This is a genomic window from Legionella gratiana, from assembly GCF_001467695.1.
Lineage (GTDB): Bacteria > Pseudomonadota > Gammaproteobacteria > Legionellales > Legionellaceae > Legionella > Legionella gratiana.
The window spans coordinates 266,976-288,480 of sequence record NZ_LNYE01000023.1 but is presented as its reverse complement, the minus strand read 5'-3'; the positions used below and the strand labels follow the sequence as shown (position 1 = coordinate 288,480).

The following is a 21,505-nucleotide window of genomic DNA, read 5'->3' as shown; positions in this document are numbered from 1 at the left end:
ATATTAGAGACTCTTAACAGTCCCTAATCAAATCCTATCACATATAGACATGCTTTATGCTTGAGTTGTACAAGAAAAAAATTTACTTTTTTTATTTACAAGAACGATTAAGAAGCAACATCAATACAGGAATGGAATCGCTCATTGGTGCTTTGGTCTCTACCCCATTCGGCATAGATGACATGATGGCCTTTGCGTTCTGGTACAGTACAAGTCATATGAAATTTATTATTTGCCTTATCTGCCCAAATAGTATTCTTATCTTGTGATGGATTTTTATCGTCCCATGAGTATTCACAAAAAGGTTCTGTTTCCAAATCACTCCATTTAAGAGGTTCATTTTTATTAAACTGGAAATCAGGTTTAGTAATCCAATAGCGAAAATGCTCCGTATCACTAAAGTGAGGACCATAAGAAACATCCCACACAAATTCTTGAAGATTATTCATTTCTTTATTGGTTGGCCAATCAATCGCAGCATCCCAAGGCGAGGCTTTTCCTTTAAATGTTTCACTATCAAATCCACAAACGTGTTGGGGTAAATTGTCATTTTGATAATAACCTCGAGTATGGCTTAATACACTCATAAATTGGTAAACATCATGATTGTAGCTTCCATCTTCCTTTGTCAAAATAGGGCGGCATTCTTCATAAGGGAGTTTATTGCCTGGCTCGATATGGTGTGGTTGGGTTGTTTTGCCACAAAAATACTCTCGAGACATTGGCTTTTCTATTAACCCATGACTGTGGGCTGACATTTGGAATAACATGAAAAAGCAACCGATAAATAACAAATCAAATCGACTAATAAACATACCAAAACCTCAATAATTAACAACAGCGATCTAATTTAGCACAAAAATGAACAAGATGCAGTTTTCTTTTAAAATTTTTAAAAATTTCGAGCATTATTGGTTTATTTCTAGAGATGTTCCCTGATTTCATATCATCGGCTTCTAAGTTTCACATCTTTAAATCTTCAATTGAGCTTGCACATGCTGGGCAATCATCAATTCTTCATTGGTTGGTATCACACTCACCAAAATTGTACTGTCCTTTTCACTAATAATGGTTGCATTATTGTTGTTAGCTTCATCGTTAATTTTAATGCCTAGCCAACTTAAATGATCACTGATTTTTTTTCGTATCAATGGCGCATGTTCGCCAATCCCCGCAGTAAATATCAGTACATCACACCCCCCAAGAGCGACTAACAATGACCCTGCTTCCAGAGCCGCGCGATAACAAAATAAATTGATGGCCTCTAAAACTCGTCCATCTTCTAGATGCTCCAGTAATTCACGTACATTATTGCTCAAGCCTGATACACCTAATAAACCCGACTCATTATAGAGTAAATGCCCTACTTGCTCCGCCGAGTATTTTTTTTGTTCCAATAAATAGAGAAGCACTCCAGGATCAATACGCCCACATCGAGTTCCCATCATTAAACCATCCAATGCAGTAAACCCCATGGATGTAGCCACACTTTTTCCTTGATACATAGCGCACATGCTTGCTCCGTTACCTAAATGAGCCATAATTACACGCTTACTCCCTATTTCACCAAGAGACTCAGTAATAACCGAAGCTATGTATTCATAAGAGAGTCCATGAAATCCATACCGCAGAACTCCTTCATCGGATAATGATCTTGGTAGTGCAAAAAGTGTAGCTAATCTCTGCTGAGTTCGATGAAATGTTGTATCAAAACAGGCAATCTGTGCTAGATTTGGATACAAATGATTAATGATTGTAATCGCCTCTAAATTATGGGGTTGATGTAAGGGAGCCAATGGAATCAAACTTGCAATTTTTTTTATCACATCATCAGTAATTAACATAGGATGGGGAAAAAATGTTCCTCCATGCACTACTCGATGACCTACAGCTCCGAGCTTAATGGAGGGGGACAAATCATCTAACCAGTTAAAAAGTATTTTTAGACCAGCCTCATGTCCTTGAGAAGTAATCGATTGATTGAGTACCCGAACTTGACTCGCATTAAAAATATCAATTTTAGGTGACTCATAAAGGTCTTGAATTTGGCCATGATAAAACAAATCCAAGTGCTGATTTTCAGAAGCAAAGAGCGAAAATTTAATACTTGATGAACCTGAATTTATCACCAAGATAAGTTTATTCATTGGCGTAATCCTTATTCCGTGCATACGCTAAGGCCATAGCACAAGATGCTTTACGAGAATTCCCATCACTGCTTCGACTGGTTAAAATAATAGGAACTCGTGCTCCAATAACAATGCCTGCAGCTTCAATACCCGACAAAAAAGTCATTTGTTTGTACAACATATTGCCCGCCTCTATATCGGGTACCACAAGTATATCCGCATCACCTGCAACCTGAGAATAAATTCCTTTTTCTCGTGCTGATTCAATAGAAATTGCATTATCAAATGCAAGTGGCCCATCCACAATCCCTCCAGTAATTTGGCCTCGTTCCGCCATTTTACATAATGCAGTAGCATCCAAAGTGGATGGAATTTTTTCATTTACAGTTTCTACTGCAGAAAGAATCGCTACCTTAGGCTGTCCCAAACCTAATCTGCAAAATAAATCAATCGCATTTTGCACTATATCCTTTTTGGCTTGTAAATTAGGTTGAATGTTTAGTGCAGCATCAGTAAGAAATAATGGCTTATAATAGTTCGGTGCTTCTAAAGAAAAAACATGACTCATTCGTCGACCTGTTCGTAAGCCCTTTTCTTTATCTACTATAGGACTCATTAATTCATCAGTATGAATTTTTCCCTTCATGATCGCTTCTGCTTTACCTTCTTTAACCATTTTAACAGCAACTTCTGCTGCTTCATGACTGTGTTTTGTGGATACTATTTCGTAGGAAGAAAGATTAATATTGGCCTCTTTTGCCGCATTTTGGATTTTTTCCACTGGTCCAACAAGAATGGGAATAATTAAATGGTCTTCTGCTGCATCAATTGCACCGTGAAGTGAAAGGGCATCAACTGGATGAACCACTACTGTTTTAAGAGGTTCATAATTTTTTTTCATTTTAATCAGTTGCTTATACCATGAATCCTTAGACTCTTGTAAAACTACTTTTGGTAATTCAACACGCTCTCTTTTCACTTTTTGAATAGGAGCTAGTACTGTTGCAACCCCCATTATAACTATTTTCCCCTCTTGGTTGGTGCATTTACAATCCAGATGAATAAGATGTTTTTCGGCAATTTTTTCTAAGACTGTCACAGTAACCGTCACTGTATCGCCAGGAACTACTGGTGCAGTAAATTTGAGAGTTTGATCCAAATAAATCGTTCCTGGTCCAGGAAGCTGTGTTCCCAACACCGTGGAGATTAGCGATGCACTCCACATTCCTTGAGCAATAATTTTATGAAACTGATTGTCTTTTGCATATTCAGCATCGACATGCGAAGGATTCACATCGCCTGACATAATGGAAAATAACTCGATATCCTTTTGAGTGAGTGTTCGTTTTAAACTGGCAAAATCACCAATTTTAAGTTCATCGAATGTACGATTTTCTATGAATTCCATAATAAAGTCCTCCTAATTTATGATGCGAGATGACGAATATAACCCATTGATTGTACCAGTATATCAATTTTAAACCTTGCGCTCAGGAAAAAATTCAGAAAACCAATAAATAACGTGAGTTCGACATAAAAGTCATAGAAATACCTTGTCGCTAAACGAACCTTATTCCGTAAATGGGATCTACTTCTAAATAAAATCCGTTCGATAGTTCCAGTTAATGGACAAAAGGTCTTAACTCACTTGAGGTATTAACCCAATTTACTAAATGCTCAACAAAAATACGGATCAGTCGTTCATCAGTACGTTTTTTTAGAAAGTGACAATAAAAATCAATGGTCGGTAGCCAATCGGATAATTCTAATGGAATAAGATTAGGATTCAATAATCTTTCAAAAATGATACTCCAGCCCATTCCATGCTCCACAAGAGCAATATTATTGTAAATAATGTTGGCTTCGGAGTTTACTTTCAGGGTCAGTTTTTGTTGTTCCGCTTCTTTATCTATAATTTGGCGAATTATAAAGTTTTTTTCCATAAGTAGTGCGTCAAACTCTGCCAATTCAGCTAAAGATATTTTTTCTTTAATTTTTGCCAGTGGGTGTGATAGCCCTACAACAGGTATCAGTCTTTCTGTCCACAAGCGGATGGATTTAATTTCGGTAGTATTATCAACAAATGGCGAAATAATAAGATCATGGGCTCCTTCCTTTAAATTATGGACCACATCTTTGTCAGCTAGGAGTTTTATAGTAATAAAGTAATTTAAATTTAGAGAGCTCATATAGCTCATCATAGGAGGGACTATAGTTTTTGCAACATATGCGGTAGCACCAAGATTCAGTAGTAATTGTGGTTGTTTTAGATCTTTTCCAGTATGTTTGCACAATTCGGTATTGAGATGAATCATTTGGCGGATATAAGGCAATAATTGCTTTCCTTTCTCAGTCAGCTCAGTTCTTAATCCTGAAGAAATAAAAAGTTGCGTATTCCACTCCGACTCAAGCTTTCGAATTCGTTTACTTAAAGCAGGTTGGGTGATATGCAGCTTTTTGGCTGCTAACGAGATGGAATGAAATTCTACAACTGCTAGAAAGGATTGCAGGTCAGTAATCTTCATTACTCTAATACCATTTGCAATATGACTTAAATTAATACTAGGACAGTTTTTATTATTATACAAAACATATAACCATTGGTTATAACTTATAAAAAACAAGTGATAGCATTCTAATTTCACCGTAATATTGTAGCGTCATAATATTGTTTGATATATAAACAAACAGGCACAATTATGACAGTTACAGAATTATTATCTCATTTTAACGGTAGAGAATCTAAAGCTATAACTTTAGAAATAGCCCATAATATTGCTCAAATAAAAGAAATATGCGACAGCAAGTTTTATGATCAGTCCTTCTATGGAAATAGTGCATTAAACAGACTTATGCTTTTGAATGAAGGTATCGCAAACTTACTTACTCCAGAAGTCATCGAGTATTTATTTACTAATGAGCCAACAGAAGAAAGTAACATATTCCGTAACTCAAGTGGTATGATTGCGCTTAGAGATGCTATTTTTCATGGCTTTAATGACGGTTTATTTGTCATTAAACTCATGACTAACAATGAACACCAATTTGGACCTGAACAATACGAAGCTCAAAAAGCAAATTATGAAAAAAATACTACTCGAATAATAGAAAATATTAAAATCGCAGCGGGTGTTATTGAGCATATTGAGGATGACAACTCTAATGAAATGTCGCTTGTTGACAGGTTTGAACACATTGTCGCTATTATTGATAACATCAAACAAGCGGATAAATCAGATAAATTACTTTATGTTCCTGGATATACGCCTCAAAGTATGCGCAGTCAAGTAAAAGGTGGCTTCATGCACCTATGCTCCGCTTTGGAAATTGAATTTGATTATGAATTTAATGAAGTAAAAAATGAAACATTAGATTCCCTATGTGAGAAATTTCTTAATAGTCCTAAAGCAATGCTAGATGGTACAGTAATTCATCTATTTTATGACCGTGCTCACATTGAAGCAGCTTTAGAGCAAGAGACAGTCTTAACCATCGGCGGTATTGATTATAAGTATCAAGATATTTTCAGGGCTATGGTGAATAAAATCGCTGCGAACTCCGAAAATTATTCGATGTGTGCCAAAGAACAATTTGATTTGCGTTTTGATCTGGTTGCACGTGATTTGGAAAAGCGTAAAAAAGAATTTGAGCCTGATTTATTTAAAATTCGCTCTGAAGCTAAATATCAGTTTTTGGTGCTTTTGTCTGAAATTGAGACTAAAGCAAAGACCTTTAAAATTAATGGTCAATCGGAAGCAGCCGAGGCAGCTTCTACACTTCATGCCCAATTAGCTGCGGCGAGATCGAAATATCTTAATGCTCAATATGTTACGCAAAAGAATTATACGATTTTTAAAGAGTCATGTGGTCGTGCTATTCTTGAAGCAACACCTGTATTGAAACAGCATCGTGGATGGAAAGATTTCTTTGCAAAATTAATACTTGGGATAGTAACATTGGGGACTGTACCTACAGCGCTAGCTATAAAAAGTAAAATAGAAACAGGAAGTTTTTCATTTCAACTATTTAAGACCGCGAGTCAAAAACAATTGGATACCCTCAAAGAGAAAGTCCAAGAACTGAAACCAATGCCTATGAGTTAGACTTATCTCTAACAACTGAACCCTGCTTGATTAATCCAGGTAGGGTTTGAGTATACGACCACGTCTCCTGCACCGAAAAGTTGCCTTGCTTTAACCCGTATGAATATAAACATAGGCACTAGACCCAACGCTTAGTGGATATTTTTCAGGATCATAATCGGTGATTAAAATTTGAACTGGGAAACGTTGAGGTAATAAAAACCAGTTATTTTCACTATTTGTAACTATTTGTTCTTGGCTTCGTGGATCGGTTACTTGACGACTTGCAGCCCAATTTTTAGAAATAATGACACCATGATATGTCTTTTTCCAAAAATAAATTCGTGGATAAATTGTAACTTTATTGCCTGCTTTAACATTACGTAAATCCGTTTCATTAAAATTAGCTTGAATAAACATATGATCTGTGTCAATAAACGAAAATAATGGCTTTCGTAGTTCAACAGGAGCTCCCAATGCAACAAACATATTTTGTACGATGCCATTGTTTTTTGCATAAACCGTTGTTTCATCTAAATCTACTTTAGCATTGTGCATATGCGCGATTAAAGACTTGATGTTCATACGTTGTACAATAACATCTTGTCTATCTTTTTCGAGCGTTTTTTCTAATGCTTTTAAAGTATTCCAAGCTGTATTTTTTTCCTGGAGCATATTATGTACGGTGACTTTAGGAACAGCACTATCTCTAAGCGCTGATTGGTAGTGTTGGTATTCAAATTCAATTTTCTTATAAACATCACGTTGGGCTTGTACATTATGTTGTGTTATTTCAACTTGTTTTTGTAAGGAAATTAATCGTGCCTTTGCGCTAGCAACCTTAGCCTTATAATTTTGATAAGCTAATTCATACGGTTTTTTAAATACGGTAAATAACGGCTGACCAACCTTCACATATTCTTCATTTTTCACATAAATATCAGTGACATAACCCGATACATTTGCAGCCACAGGACGAATGTTGGCGGCTACAAAAGCATTATTAGTGAAAGGAAAATAATAGACAAAATAAAAGATTAGCACGACGATCAAAACACAAATAACGGTTTTAATTGGAAAGTTGTTTTTTATTTTAGATACTCTAAATGAAATCTTAGATAACATGAGTAAAAGCCCTATGTGAAGCAATATTTATTCGAGCGAATTAAAAGGATGCCATCTATTATCTGATTCAATTGCCCTAATTCCTTGCTCAGCTCGACAAACATAATATCCAGGAATACCTCTGGATCATCTTCTTTTAACGAATTTCTGTGTAGTTTATTAAGTACAAGGGGTGTTAATTTTGTTTGTATAGGCAGCGCATCATTAAGAAGTCTTATTCGCAAAACGTTTAAACAATCCCGCACCTGAGTAACATTATCATTGATAATAACATTAGATCGTAACTTATCATTAGCTAAATGAAAAACAAATACACTGACTAAATGATAAATACGTTTTGTCTCTACAAGCGCGCTCCTATTTTTACTTATAAATGAAGGGGCTTTTCGCGTTTCAAATCGGGCTTCATCATTAAAACGATTAAAATTCGTGAGATGAGTGAGAAACTTATTTTCATGCACCAAAAAATTATCTTTAACTGTTTGTATTGATTGAGATTTATCCAAGAAGGAATCCAAAATATTTATGAGTTGAAGGAGCATCTCTGCTTGTGTTTTAATGACGAGATCACGAGCATATTGGGGATAAAAATACCGCATAAGACTTAAAGCGATAATCAGTCCAATAATGATATTAAAGGGTCGCAATACGACTATATCAAGGTTATTGTAATTAATAAGCATCATTACTAAGGTTAAATTCCCTAAAAACCCACCATACTGAAATTTGCCCCCCATAAAAAAATATGCATATAAAAATATGCCAACAATTAAGGCAAGAAGATTTAGGATTGCAATATTTGCAAAAAAATAAACAATGATAATGCTGTAAATAGCCGCTGATAGTGTCGCTGTAATGCGTAAAAAACTCTTGGTAAGCACCCCACCTACAGTAGAGTATTCAAATAAAACAGATAATGCGGTTACATAACACCAACCCGGTTCTGGTATCACTAAATAGGTAGTTATCCAGAATATAATCAAATAAGCCAAAGATAAGCGCATCGAACGGAGTAATTTTTGTGAATCAAACCCCATGATAGCCACCACCTAAATCCTGAAATAATACAACGAGAGCGAGCATTTTTTCCAACTTATTGTGATTGATTACCAACTCGTAGTAATCCAGCTTAATTTGACAAGATACGACTTCAGATAAGCTGACAATGCCACGACTGTAACGAGAATCAACCAAAGCACAATGTTTTTTTTCATCCAAAAATCCCGATTGATTTTGGAGTAATTGGTCGCTATAAGCCGAATAAGCAGATAAAGCATTATCAACTTCTTGCAAAGCCTTTTTTATTGTTTCAACGTAGGCATAATATACGGCTAACGATCGTGCTTTACTTGCTTGGATGAGTCCAAAGACTGGTGGATTAATCGCTGGTGTATTTAGATAAGCTTCATTTAATGCAAACGCACCCTTTGTTTTTTGACTGAACCCTAAAAGCGAATCGAGCCGCACAGAAGGTAATAAATTAGCACGCGCAACTCCTATATCCACGTTTGCAACCTTTAATTTTGCCTCTGCTTCACGTACATCAGGACGATTTTTAAGCACTGTTGCCGGTAAATTACCTGGGATTATCTTTAAATCATCCAGTTGATTAAAGGATGCTTTAAGAGAAAAGGGACCTGGATTTTGATTTAATAAAAAATGCAGCGCATTTTGACTCACGATAATATTGTGCTGTGTCATCACATATTGTGATTGTGTTTGTTTTATTTGACTGGCTAATGTATCTATTTTATCTTTTGCAATCAGACCAGCACGGTATTGACTTTGATACAATGACATCAGTTTATTTTCATCGTGTACTAAACGTTGATATATTTGTTGTGCTTGGCGCTGTGCCAATAGCGTAAAATAACTGGCAGATACTTGACCGATAAGAGTTAATCGAACACCATCTTGAGCATAAGAACTTGCTTCGACTTGATATTGAGCACTTTTTTGTTGTTTTATTTGCTGAAAAATATTGAGAACATACTGTGGAAATAGAGCCAAAAATGCACCAGGATCTCCTAAATTAGGCATTTGACTGTAACCCGATAAGATACTCATTCCTGGAATCCAATTCAATTTAACTTGTTTTAATTGTGCTTGTGCATATTGAAGATTGGCCGCAGCGATGTGGACACTATTATTATTGTGAAGTGCTTGCTGAATAGAGTGGTTTAACTCGGGATTATTCAATTGCCGCCACCATGCCATGTCGGGTAGATCAATACGATCATCCATTTTTACTTGTGCGGGTTGTTGAGGCCATTTTGCAGGAACTTGCAGCTTTGATTCATCATGATTATGTTGCGATGACGAACACCCTTGTAGAAAGTTTCCTATCATGAAAAGTAAAAGAAAAAAGAGATTGAATTTTGCTAACCCGTGCGCGATTACAAACCGAAGTTTTAATAGTATAGTTTTTATCATAGGATTATCATCTTAATAGCATGGTTTTTGATGATAAAATTGATTTATCCAAGCAGTACACATAATAGATCTTCGAAAATTACATCATTTAGCAATATACCAGCGGGTCTATATGATCGCAACAAAATCGTTTCCCTCAGCCATCCATTATGATAGGGTTTTCCAATAGAGAAGCATGTGTTATATCATTAACTATTTTTTTATTTGATAAAACTTATGTTTCATATTGCTCTGTACCAACCTGAAATTCCTCCTAATACGGGAAACATCATTCGACTATGCGCCAATACAGGGGCAAAATTACATTTAATACATCCCCTTGGCTTTTCATTACAGGAAAAAGCATTACGGCGTGCTGGCTTGGACTATCACGAATGGACTTGCATTTCCCAATATGAAAATTGGGAAACATTTATTCTGCAACATCAGCAAAAAACTATTTATGCGTGCAGTGCTAAAGCTAAAAAGTGTTATTCAAAGATTCACTATACCTCAGAAGACCTGTTTCTATTCGGACCAGAATCCAATGGATTACCTAAAGAAATTTTACAAAAATTCACATCGCTCCATATTCCGATGCGGGAACATAATCGAAGCTTAAACCTTTCGAATGCAGTTGCTGTCATTTTATACGAAGCATGGAGGCAATTGGGTTTCCAATAAACATATATAGCAATTAAAAGTATCGTTCCAATTGCGTGTTTTATAAAATGACTCAATTTTCAAGTGTATGAATAATTTCTATTTTATGTTAAAAATACAAAGTTTTATTGGGATGCTCCTAGAAATCATATCTTCCTGCATATAAGTCCAGCCTAGATTTATGCCTATAAAGAATGGTACTGCATCGAATAAAACAAAGATGAAACCATTAACGAACAAGGAAATTGTTGTTGAATAATCATCTTAAAAATGGAAACAAACTGTCCAACTAAAAGGAATAATAACAATGAAAAAGATGAATCTCTTCGTCATCCTGTATTGCATGATTACCGCCCCTTGTTATTGCAACGACCGTTATTTTCTCTGTGGTCCTGACGAAAATGGTTGTTTTTCTAACATCTACCGATACTGTGCGTGCATCCCTTATAATGATTTGGAGGCCAATAGCCCTCATTGTCTGGACTTCGATAAACTCACTTGCACTCCTTTATCACAAACAATACATTGTCCATCAGCATTAATTTTTAAGAATCAAGGAGAATGCTTAGCAACTATATTCCAAAGCGAGCCCAGTCCTCCCTGCCAAATCACCACACACCAATTTTGTATTGAGAACCATACACCTATCTGCGATAAGACAGGACAACCCAACTCTTGTCATTAGTGATTATTGAAAAATTGATAAAAGAAAGATCTTTACGGCCCCGTAAAGATCTTATCTTATCCAAACCAGTGTTCGAAGAGATACCCAACGCCAATGAGTTTTGAGTTTCTACTGAGTGCGAATACGTCGTTCCCGCCTACTTGAGCTCTAGACGAAGTCAAATTTATCAAGCGGGAATTTATAACTGAGCACGAACGAGTATTCGCATTCAAACTCATTGACGTTGGGTAGAAATACAAACGATATAAATTTTCTAATCATAAGCCTCTAGATTTTGTAAACATATAGTTAACAAATCCTCTGGTCGTTTCACAAGATAAGTAGGTTGATACTGCAATAAGATCTTCTCCGAATTATATCCCCAGGTCACAGCAATTGACTGGATATTATTTCTTCTTGCTGCTTCAATATCTCGAGCTTCATCACCTATGTAAAAAACTTTATTTTTATCAATTTTGTACTTCTTGAGAGTCTTTTTCAGCAAAGAGCGTTTCGAAAAATGATTTGATTCGTCATGAATAAAACTAAAAAAGTGGTGAATTTTATGCATCTCTAGCCAAATACGAACGTTTTCAATCGAATTAGAAGTTAAAATACCAAGGGAACATCCCGACATGTAAAAAGTTTCCAATACTGTAGAAATATTGGTAACTGGTTGAATATTTACCATTTGATCGTATAAAAGCCGTCTGATTTCTCGTATTAACGAAGGTATTTTGTAAAAGGGAACTCCTAAAAAACTGATTACTTCACGAGATGTAAGATTGCGTAGATGTTCGATCTCATGTTTCTCGATCTTTCTTAAATTAAATTGCTCAGCCAATAAATTGGTTGTTTCAATAACGCAATCATAACTATTCACTAACGTTCCATCAAAATCAAAAAGTAAATACATAAGTAAAATGCCCTGAACCCTGGTTCGATTAGTTTTAAGTGTGACACGGTATAATAGATTTGACCATACCAGCTTAATGAGAATAATTGAGTTAATTACATTGATAGCTTGTTTCGTAAATCAGACACAAGCAAAAAGACCAGCACGATCATGCTCAAATTCAGGATTAATAGACTCTGATAAAGAAACTAAAGCGCAACCAACAGCAAAAACAGTAGCTGCTATAGCCCACCCAGCCAATAGAGCAACACCAACTTGAGGGACACCTAAAGCAACAGATAAACCTACAGCAATCGCTGAGGTTATAGGAGAAGCAATGAGAAGAGGCAGTGGATCAACCCTGGGTCCCCAAAACATAGATCCTAAAATCCACCCTGTCATAAAATCATTATGGTGCTTTTCCGCATAAGCGAGTAATACAAGGTCAATAGCCATAGTTCCTACAGCAGCCATTACTAATAGACCTGCGCCCCCACCATAAATTAAACCTTTGCCAATAATTAAACTAAAATCGGCTATACCCTTTTGAACTGAAGAATCCGAAGACATATTTAATCTTGATCTGATAATAAAATGGCTTATTTTAGTACAACGGCTTCCAAAACTCAATATGTGCATGAATAGCTCTTTATCTAAACTGAGATGAGTCATCAACAGTAGTCATCATCTTCTTGAAAATACTTTATTAATTAATCAATCTGATTTACCATGCATCCGCTTTTTATAAAGCGCGTGAAAATATATTTGTGTCGCTGTTCTTCCGTGGTGATCATATTTGCATCTCCACTCACTCTTTAAACTAAGGGGTTCTATAATGCGAAAATTATTGATGTCATGTTTGTTTCTCCTATTTGCACTATCCTATGCAACTTATGCTAATAGTTATGGGGTTCATGAAGATCATCCTTATGATTTCATAGTTACAAAACATATTTATAAATTTTCCGAAATTTATCAGATTAAATCTCTCCAACGCGAAACTTATCCTGGCTCAGTAAAAAAGAGCGCTTTTCGTATCCGTACAAACTATGATTTATCCAATAAAGACGGCTGGCAAGCTACTGGAATTACACGAATTATTTCCTTAGGTTCTTTATATCATTGGGCTAAAGAAATTGACATTTACGATACTCGTGGCGTACAAATTGGATTTATTGATGGAAATTTAGCAACTCTTGAATCAGCAAAATTCACTATTTATGAATATGATGAATCAGGAAAAGCCACTGAAATCGGTTTTGCCTATGCTAATTCGAGCTTTGACCGATTTGTCATTTTACCATCTACTAGCAATCCCCATCCAATTGCAGAACTCCATCGATATTTCTACGATAAAAACTGGAGTATCACTGTGCACTACCCTGAAAAAATTGATGATCGAATCATTCGAATTTTTGCCGCTTTTGTCATTGATCATGAAGATAAGTTTTTAACAAACTCAGATGACTTCAAAAAAGAATAAGTGCCCATCAAACTATTAATTAATATTAGGATGCACTATCTTACTGCATCCTAATATTTTAATTTCAACTATTTATTGAAGAGGACACTCCGAGCGTTTTTCTTCAGCGCTCTCATCCTCAACTGCAAAACTACTAGAGCCTGCATGAGACGGTACCTCCACTTTTAATTGATTTAACAATTCAGTCAACATAGTTAATCCTCCTTTAAGATCTGTAAATTTACCCATCAGATCTTCAAGTTGATTGAGACTCTCTTGAACATCATTGTAGTTCTTTATAATTGAATAGGGCATGGTTTTGTTTAACTCTTCGATTTTACTCATCAACTCTTTCCGTTGACCGTCAAGTGCTCTGAAACGCTTATTTTTTTTGCCTGCGATTGGAGGTAATTGAGTCATCATTGTCAAAACTTCAATTAATTCCTTACAATAGCTAATCATTAATCTTCCATTATTGAGATTCTGCATTATCGAGCTTTTTAGTTCACTAAAACCAATATCTACTTGTAAATCACTTTTTAATAATTCCTTCTTAAGATCCTGATTACTCGCATTCATTAAAGACTGGTAGGGAAATACCTTACCTGTTTTTCGCTGAAACAGCTTTATCATTTGAAGCAGTTCTTTAGTTTCTTGAGCAAGATAAGCGTTTTCTCTTGCTATATCTTCATCTCGTTCGAGTGCTTCTACCATTGCTGTTGAAAAGAACTTTTTGGCAATCGCTGAGATCTCTTCAGACAAAATCTGATTTTTGGGATTAAGAAGTAAATTTTGACTTTCTGATCTGATTTTTAATTGCTCATAACGACCAATCCAAGCTTCTAGTTCCGCTTTCTTTTCTTTTTCGAGAATATCAGCACGTATATGACCTTTCAGTACATAAATTAGATGAGCATAAAAATGTTGATTATTCAGGGTTAGGTTTTTATTTTGCTCTAAAGCAGCATACAACGGGTGCTTTGGTTTTGCTGATAAAATCAGATGGGCTAGAGGCAATTTATCGGGGCCAACAGGATCCATTAAACTGGCTCCTTGTTCAATTAACACACTAAAACAATCTAAAAGTGAATCCTTTCCCTGACATTCAGAGAAACAATATTGAACTACGTTAGGATAAGTTTGCTTTTTCATGGTGATTGGATAGCTATTAATTGGCAATGCTAGCTCTTTAACTGCAAATCTCAAAAGATCTGCATTTTTTTGCATCAAAGCAATCGCTAATATATCGCTATTAATCAGATTGTAAAATGGAGATAGTGTTCTGGCAAAATCATACTCTCCTTTCAACAAAACCATTTGCAACATTGATTTTGCTTGATGAGCCACCTTTATTTCAATTTGACTTAATGTATTTATTTGTGTACTCGTTAACGAGGTTAGATTTTCTAAATCAATATCCACTAACTGCCTATTCAGATCGATGAGAAGAAGTGCTTTAAGATGATTATCAGCAGTCTTGCTCATTTTATCAAATAAATTTTCAATCTTATTCACTCGCTTTTGTATCGCTGTAACAGGGCTAGAATCCATTGAGGGTTTAGAAAATAATGTATGTTGAGAAAGACTGGTATTGATTGGATGTCGATGATTTTTGCAAGTACTTTGCTTGGATGAGGTAATGGATATTTTTTCCTCTTTCTTGTCTTGCTTGAGAGTTTCCTTCTTATCTATAGATTCAATACTTCGTTCAGGCATGGAAGAGGTACTATTGTGTAATTTTCTAAGATAAGAAATCACTCTAGGCCAATTTGGGCTATCAGAGATTTTCGTTAATAATGTAGCCGAGTTAATTAATTTCTGAAGACTTTCTAAATAAGCTAATTTATTTTCATCTAATTTTTCATAAAGTAAGGCTGTTTGCTGCTCTAGTTCATTATAATCACTAAGCAGTCTCGTTTCTATAGTTTTTTGCTGCCGGCGTAATTCCTGTAAACACGGTAGTCCTTGCTGCCAGATTGCATGGGTTAAATAGTCCATGCACGCTGGCGGATCAACTTTGACGTAATGATGCTCACCGTCTAATAGTTCCCAAGTAGGAGGACATGCTAAGGTATCAAAACAATTCAAAAATAAATGCATACGGAATTCTTGCCCATAAGAGTTATGGAATAGAGCCGTAAAGTGAGAAGGTCCTAAGGCAGCATTTTGAGGATCAACTTTTTTGTAAATACTCATATGTATTTCTTGGAGTTTTAACCCCTCTGCAGCAATATCTTCATGAGGAATTTCTAAACGATAATATTCTTTATCCTCTAAGGTCCTATCATGGATAGGAATAATCTTATCGCACAATTTAAACTCTGAAGATTCAGTTAAAAGTCTTAAAACTCCATAAAGTATATTTAACTTCATAATATCCATTAATTAATCAAAAAAGAAGATTATTCTACATAAGGGATATAAGTAGATCAATAATGTCCTACAACTTATTTATTATTTTGCAAATTGTTCAAATAGTATATTGAATAATAACTATTTTTTATGAAAAATAGTGGCGCTGAGTGAATACTCAAATTCGATATACTTGCATTCATTTTTCTTATGACATAGAACTAATTGGAGCACTTGAAATTGCAAAATTCGTTAACATAGAGGACCTTTAATTCAAGAACTATTAGGTATCAATATGATTAATAAAGATAAATGGAATAAGCTAACCGATTGGATGGCTGCACTTCATCTTAATGAAGCAGACCTCATCGAAAAATTTATCTTGGGCAGTGGTAAAGGAGGTCAAAAGTTACATAAAACCACCTCAACAGTCTATTTGAAACATACACCCTCTGGCTTAGAAGTAAAATGTCAGGAATCAAGAAGTCGTGATGACAATCGATATTTTGCAAGAATACGTCTTTGTGAAAAATTACATTCGATTTTGAATGTTGAAAAAACAAAAAAGCAACAACAAATTGAAAAATTAAAACGCCAAAAGAAAAGACGATCACGGCGTGCCAAACAAAAAATTCTGGATGATAAATCGAAACAAAGTGAGCTAAAAGCGCTAAGAAAAAAACCTGAGTCGCATGAGTAAGCAATTTTTATCGATGCAATTAACGTTAACCCTATTCTCAAATTGCAGCCTCGCTCTAATAATTTATTAACGCTCCGCGATATAAAATGGGCTGTATTTCAATAATTGGAGATTAATCATGGCTGCAAATGAAGATGTAGTTAAAGAATATCTAAGTAAAGATTATTATAAAATCCTAGGCATTGATGACAAAGCAAAGGCTAATGATAGTCAATATTTAAGGCAAGCCTATAAGAGTAAATCAAGAGAAGTCCATCCTGATAAGCATCAAACAGAAAAAGACAAATGGACTGAGGCATTTAAAAAAGTAAATGAAGCCTATACGGTACTTTCTGATCCTGATAAAAAAGCATTATATGATCAATCCATTGCCAATAATGAAAAAGTACGGCCAGAAGATTATAATCAGTTCTTTAGAAGTGCTGAAAAAGCCAATAAGGATAAAGATGCTGGATACTCTGCATTGAATCCCAATGATATAGCCAATGATCTTAGATCCGGTCAAAGCAGAATATATATCTATATTCCTCCTGATTTTCTTAATACAGGATCTGCAACAAAAACTCATTGTCATGGACGTAATACATCCGTTAGTTTTGAGGTGGATTTCCCTAATGGTTATTACACTACCGCTAAAGACTTATCCTACGATGAAGAACAAGAAAGTATTAATATCACCATCAGAAAATTCAGAAACATTACAGATACATTTCCATCAATAAATTATAATTTAGAATCAAAAACATTTTTATTAGCGGTACAGAAAGAAAATGATTATCATTCACTTCCATTGGTTATCGGACTTATCACTGTAAGTGAAAATCATAAATTTGCTGTCTTTAGTTTTATTGAAAATCTACCTGAAGAAACCATCCAGCTAGGATTACTATGGGATGGCTTTAAGAGTCTTCCTAATCAATTCGGAAGTGTGTATGGTGCGGCTGCGAATGGTTATTTTAATATTACTCAAAATTTGATTACCTCAGAACAACATGTAGCTTCATTGGAACAAAAACAAGAAATGTTCGAAAACCTAGGCAAAAAACCTAAGTTTACTATGGAATTATTCAAACAAGAGCTTGCTGTAGCCCAAAAAGACAGTACGAGAGTCAAACTTTTTGGTGCGAGTGAATTTGTTTCTAACGTATTAAAAGGCAAGCCAGTGAGTTTTCAAGAGATACAAGCTTATGCTCAAAGTTTCCCATTCGGTACAGTAAGAAAAGTATTGGATAAATTTGATACTAGTGAGCAAAAACCAGTCCTCGCCATCAAACCATAAATTGTCACATTTATTAAAGTAAGCCACTTTTTAAACGAGTACCACCCTCCACGAAAATGGAGGGTATCAAAGTAATCAACAAACAGAGATATGCTATTATTGATAAGCTGCGATAAGCTCTGTATTCAATTTTCTACCCATTGCCAGATAATCGGTATTATGCAGCAATGACATCGCATCAATAATTGTTTTGATGCCACGAGCATCAACACCTAAACTTTTACCTAGGGTATACCAAGGAACTAATATAAAAGGCACATCTTCTTGAACATACCTGGTTTTCGTAGAAGTAGGAAAAAATGGGATGGAATTATGAATCGGTGATTTTTTAAAATAATCATAAATGGAGGTAAATTGATGCCCATAATACCTATTTAAAACCTCATAATGAGCAGGTATAGAGTACCCCAGTTTGCTGCCTATTAACAAACGCTCTTGATCTAAACGCATCAATACATCAGCTGTTTCCTCTGAAATACCCTGATTATAAAAGTAAAACATATCTTGATTGCCAATTCTCGCTGCATTAAACAAAATTGCTGGAGTATGGCCTATACCACTTGTATTATAAAGCCCCACTTCGAGGACACTCGATTTTGCACGTAAAGGACAAGGTATCACATCTGATAATTCCTTGATTATTTCGTGAATCTGATTTTTAGGTACGCTTGCAATACCAACAAATTGTTTGGTTGCAACGATATGTACACTACCGGGATGATTCGTTCTACACGCGTAAGGAAAAGATGTAAGCTCAGCTAACTTAATCTCTTTTTCGTAAGGACTATTTACTATCAATTGATGGGCAAAAATGGAGGAAAAATATCCTGCTAAATTCACGATGATTTGTCCCGCACTTAGATAGGGTAATAAATCATGCATTAACTGATCGCAGGCAAAAGCAGGTAAAGCCATAAGAATGACTGCTGCTCCTTCAATACAGGGTTGTAAATCAGTATGCATCGCATGAATTGGTGCAAAACCTTCTACTTCACCGGTTAAATAAATGCCTTTTTGCTGGTAAATAGCATGGAAAGCACCTGGATGTTGTGAATGGGCATACAAAGAAACTTCATGCCCCATGAGGCTTAAATGCCCTGCCAATGCTTGGCCGCCGTGACCACAACCTAATACTGCTATTTTTTTCATATACATCCTCCAATATCAATGAGCTTTGGATAACGATTTTTCTAGGTTTAAGTAGGAGTATTGCCTAAAAACCCCGTCTGTATTCCTTCTTGGTACATGAGTGTTAATGCTTCAAGTCCGTGCGATTTCCCCCAAATATTACGATCTGCAAAATATACTTTATGATTTTTAACCGCAGTAAGCTGCTGCCATAATGGGTTTTTCTGAAAATTAGCAAAAGCGCTGCGATCGTTGCCTGTAAGTAAGATAACGATTTGATCAGGATTCTTTTTTAGTAATCCTTCAACTGAAAGTTCATATAATTGGCTCGAAGTATTTTCAGTAATCAGGTTATGTTTTCCAAATTGGTCAAGAATTTGGCTAGTAATTGAATTATGCGCAAGCGCATTGAAACTGTTGTTGACAGTAGGAAAACCAATAAGGACCTTAGAGGAACCTCCTTTTTTAGCGAGATTTTGAGCGATTGTGTATTGCTTTTGGTACTCAGCTACAATTGAAGGAACTTGAGACATGGTATTGGTTTTCTGAGCGATAATTTTAAGGTTTTTTATTTGTTGTTCCGGTAAGCCAAAAATTCCTTTCAGCAAAATTGTAGGCGCAATTTTTTCCAATTGAGCTTGAATCGATTGATTAAAATCAATATCCCCAATGATTAAATCAGGTTTTAAAGAGGCTATAGCTTCAAGATTAGGTGCTTCTCGTGCGCCGACACTTGGGGTCTTCGCTATAATAGACTCTAAATAAGCAGGATCAGCCCCCTCATATAAAAATCCACTAGTACCAACACCTACTGGTTTTAGACCGAGCTGATTTAAATTATCCAGTAGGCTAAATTCTAATACTACAATACGCTTCGGAATCGCAGTCGGGTCAATCTGACCTTGAGTAGTCGCATGAGCAAAATTGCAAAGGATTACTAGGAAAGAAAAGCAGATTGCTTGCCAATATTGTTTTATTTTAAACATTATTTCACACATTCGTCATTTTGAAGAAATTGTATTCTAGATCAGCAAAATTAATATTGCAAATGATAATCATTATCATTTATGATGGAGGCTTTCAAACCATAACCCGTGAAAGCGGTGTGTTGTAACCTCCTAAGTCATGTAGTAGTTCTCAACCGCTTTTCCCTGGTTTAACCGAATTGGAGAAATTTATGAACAGTAAACGCATCGATTTTATTGGTGATTTATTAACTGTGCGTTTATTACCAATAGAGATACTCAAACCACATGAAAAATTTTGCCCAAATAATTTCAGTTATTGGTTGGAAAAAATTACATCCATGCAGTGTTGGACTCATCCACTTTTAGTTGACAAAAACACGAAAGTCATTATGGATGGTCATCATCGTCATCAAATTGCACAAAAATTAGGACTTAAATACATTCCCTGTATTTTGACCAGCTATACAAATCCTTACATTAAGGTTTCTTTCTATAAAGATAATTCAGCAATCGATAACCAGTTGATCATTAATGCAGGACAAAGCGGTAAATTATTTGATAGCAAATCAACACGACATGAAATAACCATTAATTGTATTCCACAAATCAACGTCCCTTTGACTTTACTACAGTAGATAGATACCATGAGAAACAAATTTCAGCGCATAGATGAATTAATCGGTAACACACCAGTCATCGAACTTACTCACCCACTTTTATCGAGTAAAAAACAACTCTTGTTAAAATTGGAATCGTTTAATCCAACTTTTAGCATTAAGGATAGGACCGCATTAGGTTTAATCCAACATGCTTTTTCATCGGGAAAACTGCAGCCCGGTGGTATAGTTATTGAATCCACATCGGGTAATTTAGGTAAATCATTGGCTATGCTTGGGGCCGTGATGAACTTTAAAGTGATATTAGTCGTTGATCCCAAAGTCCCACAAGCATTTAAAAATTGGTGCGAAGCTTATGGAGCTGAAGTAGTGATTGTGACCGAAACCGACAATGAAGGGGGATATCAAAAAACCAGAATTCAAAAGGTACGGGAATTGCTGAAACAATATAACCATGCTTACTGGCCCAATCAATACGACAACCAAGCCAATCCAAACTTTCATTTTTCTCAAACAGCCCAAGAAATACTTGATCTTGATATGAATAGCATTTTTGGAGCAGTAAGTACTGGTGGACATATGACAGGCATTGCTCGATACATTAACTACCATAAACCCGACGTTGAGGTTGTTGCTTGTGATGTCATCGGCTCAGCAATATTTGGTAAACCATTTAAGCCTTATTTATTAAATGGTGTCGGGTTATCTTGGAGAAGTGCAAACATCGATTTAGATGTTTTTAATAAAGTCTGCCATGTGAGCGATCAAGATGCAATTTCAATGTGTCATTTAATAGCAAAACATGCTGGAATGCTGTTAGGCGGCTCAGGTGGATTGGTTATTTTTGCCGCAATGAGTTATTTATTGCAGGATTATGCAGATAAAGCTGTATGTATCATCCCAGATAGCGGGATCAATTACTTACATCAAATTTACGATAAGGATTGGTTGGCAAAACAACAAATCTGCTTACTAAATCAGAAACAATTAGCAAACAATTTACAGTGTTTTTCATTTCGAGCTGATTAA

The 21,505-nt window shown here is 35.6% G+C and carries 20 protein-coding genes; 8 read left to right on the top strand and 12 right to left on the bottom strand.

The genetic code is table 11. The features are described from left to right. Window positions 1-107: 107 nt before the first annotated feature. The 4 genes from Lgra_RS12130 to Lgra_RS12115 all read right to left on the bottom strand — a co-directional run bounded on the left by Lgra_RS12130 (window position 108) and on the right by Lgra_RS12115 (window position 4,654). The gene (locus Lgra_RS12130) at window positions 108-815 is read right to left on the bottom strand and encodes a lytic polysaccharide monooxygenase auxiliary activity family 9 protein (RefSeq protein WP_058499532.1); all 708 of its coding nucleotides are present in this window, start codon (window positions 813-815) and stop codon (window positions 108-110) included. A 156-nt stretch (window positions 816-971) separates the two neighbouring features. Continuing rightward, window positions 972-2,147, bottom strand: coding sequence for an acetate/propionate family kinase (locus Lgra_RS12125; RefSeq protein ID WP_058499531.1), 1,176 nt, complete (start codon window positions 2,145-2,147; stop codon window positions 972-974). Next, window positions 2,140-3,537, bottom strand: a complete 1,398-nt coding sequence (locus tag Lgra_RS12120; RefSeq protein WP_058499530.1) for a bifunctional enoyl-CoA hydratase/phosphate acetyltransferase — start codon at window positions 3,535-3,537, stop codon at window positions 2,140-2,142. Before Lgra_RS12120 ends, Lgra_RS12125 begins: the two co-directional genes overlap by 8 nt. A 214-nt stretch (window positions 3,538-3,751) precedes the next feature. Next, the gene (locus Lgra_RS12115) at window positions 3,752-4,654 is read right to left on the bottom strand and encodes a LysR family transcriptional regulator (protein ID WP_058499529.1); all 903 of its coding nucleotides are present in this window, start codon (window positions 4,652-4,654) and stop codon (window positions 3,752-3,754) included. 174 nt (window positions 4,655-4,828) lie between these two features. On the opposite strand from Lgra_RS12115, the gene Lgra_RS12110 reads away from it, so the two are divergent. After that, a complete protein-coding gene (locus Lgra_RS12110) occupies window positions 4,829-6,232 on the top strand; it encodes a hypothetical protein (RefSeq protein ID WP_058499528.1) in 1,404 nt (467 codons plus the stop codon). A gap of 90 nt (window positions 6,233-6,322) precedes the next feature. Here Lgra_RS12110 and Lgra_RS12105 read toward each other — a convergent pair whose 3' ends face one another. The 3 genes from Lgra_RS12105 to Lgra_RS12095 are packed head-to-tail and all read right to left on the bottom strand — an operon-like array spanning window position 6,323 to window position 9,769. Then, a complete protein-coding gene (locus tag Lgra_RS12105) occupies window positions 6,323-7,336 on the bottom strand; it encodes an HlyD family secretion protein (RefSeq protein WP_058499527.1) in 1,014 nt (337 codons plus the stop codon). 11 nt (window positions 7,337-7,347) lie between these two features. Then, window positions 7,348-8,373, bottom strand: a complete 1,026-nt coding sequence (locus Lgra_RS12100) for an FUSC family protein (protein WP_058499526.1) — start codon at window positions 8,371-8,373, stop codon at window positions 7,348-7,350. Further along, on the bottom strand, window positions 8,363-9,769 hold the full coding sequence (locus Lgra_RS12095) for a TolC family protein (RefSeq protein ID WP_058499525.1): 1,407 nt from the start codon (window positions 9,767-9,769) through the stop codon (window positions 8,363-8,365). Before Lgra_RS12095 ends, Lgra_RS12100 begins: the two co-directional genes overlap by 11 nt. Window positions 9,770-9,985: 216 nt before the next feature. On the opposite strand from Lgra_RS12095, the gene Lgra_RS12090 reads away from it, so the two are divergent. Together Lgra_RS12090 and Lgra_RS17550 are read left to right on the top strand one after the other, a co-directional pair. Beyond that, window positions 9,986-10,432 (top strand): tRNA (cytidine(34)-2'-O)-methyltransferase, encoded by a 447-nt coding sequence (locus Lgra_RS12090; protein ID WP_058499524.1) that lies wholly within the window; start codon window positions 9,986-9,988, stop codon window positions 10,430-10,432. A 286-nt stretch (window positions 10,433-10,718) separates the two neighbouring features. After that, a complete protein-coding gene (locus Lgra_RS17550; RefSeq protein WP_083502906.1) occupies window positions 10,719-11,096 on the top strand; it encodes a hypothetical protein in 378 nt (125 codons plus the stop codon). A 253-nt stretch (window positions 11,097-11,349) separates the two neighbouring features. On the opposite strand, the gene Lgra_RS12080 is transcribed toward Lgra_RS17550, so the two are convergent. Both Lgra_RS12080 and Lgra_RS12075 read right to left on the bottom strand, forming a co-directional pair. Next, window positions 11,350-11,991 (bottom strand): HAD hydrolase-like protein, encoded by a 642-nt coding sequence (locus Lgra_RS12080; protein ID WP_058499522.1) that lies wholly within the window; start codon window positions 11,989-11,991, stop codon window positions 11,350-11,352. Between the two features lie 120 nt (window positions 11,992-12,111). Further along, window positions 12,112-12,540, bottom strand: a complete 429-nt coding sequence (locus Lgra_RS12075) for a hypothetical protein (protein WP_058499630.1) — start codon at window positions 12,538-12,540, stop codon at window positions 12,112-12,114. A 265-nt stretch (window positions 12,541-12,805) separates the two neighbouring features. Here Lgra_RS12075 and Lgra_RS12070 point away from each other — a divergent pair, with 265 nt between their 5' ends. Continuing rightward, window positions 12,806-13,453, top strand: coding sequence for a hypothetical protein (locus Lgra_RS12070; protein ID WP_058499521.1), 648 nt, complete (start codon window positions 12,806-12,808; stop codon window positions 13,451-13,453). Window positions 13,454-13,525: 72 nt separating this feature from the next. On the opposite strand, the gene Lgra_RS12065 is transcribed toward Lgra_RS12070, so the two are convergent. Next, the gene (locus tag Lgra_RS12065) at window positions 13,526-15,805 is read right to left on the bottom strand and encodes a hypothetical protein (protein WP_065231759.1); all 2,280 of its coding nucleotides are present in this window, start codon (window positions 15,803-15,805) and stop codon (window positions 13,526-13,528) included. A 274-nt stretch (window positions 15,806-16,079) separates the two neighbouring features. On the opposite strand from Lgra_RS12065, the gene Lgra_RS12060 reads away from it, so the two are divergent. Then, complete coding sequence (locus Lgra_RS12060) at window positions 16,080-16,484, top strand: peptide chain release factor family protein (RefSeq protein WP_058499520.1); 405 nt, start codon at window positions 16,080-16,082, stop codon at window positions 16,482-16,484. Window positions 16,485-16,602: 118 nt separating this feature from the next. Then, window positions 16,603-17,763, top strand: coding sequence for a J domain-containing protein (locus Lgra_RS12055; RefSeq protein ID WP_058499519.1), 1,161 nt, complete (start codon window positions 16,603-16,605; stop codon window positions 17,761-17,763). A 96-nt stretch (window positions 17,764-17,859) separates the two neighbouring features. Here Lgra_RS12055 and Lgra_RS12050 read toward each other — a convergent pair whose 3' ends face one another. Next, window positions 17,860-18,912 carry an NAD/NADP-dependent octopine/nopaline dehydrogenase family protein gene (locus Lgra_RS12050; protein ID WP_238584439.1) on the bottom strand — a complete coding sequence of 351 codons (1,053 nt, stop codon included), beginning with the start codon at window positions 18,910-18,912 and terminating at the stop codon, window positions 17,860-17,862. 47 nt (window positions 18,913-18,959) lie between these two features. Continuing rightward, window positions 18,960-19,877: an ABC transporter substrate-binding protein gene (locus tag Lgra_RS12045; protein WP_238584438.1), complete on the bottom strand. Its 918-nt coding sequence runs from the start codon at window positions 19,875-19,877 to the stop codon at window positions 18,960-18,962. A gap of 191 nt (window positions 19,878-20,068) precedes the next feature. Here Lgra_RS12045 and Lgra_RS12040 point away from each other — a divergent pair, with 191 nt between their 5' ends. After that, window positions 20,069-20,494 (top strand): ParB N-terminal domain-containing protein, encoded by a 426-nt coding sequence (locus tag Lgra_RS12040; protein WP_058499517.1) that lies wholly within the window; start codon window positions 20,069-20,071, stop codon window positions 20,492-20,494. A 9-nt stretch (window positions 20,495-20,503) separates the two neighbouring features. After that, a complete protein-coding gene (locus Lgra_RS12035) occupies window positions 20,504-21,505 on the top strand; it encodes a cysteine synthase family protein (RefSeq protein ID WP_058499516.1) in 1,002 nt (333 codons plus the stop codon).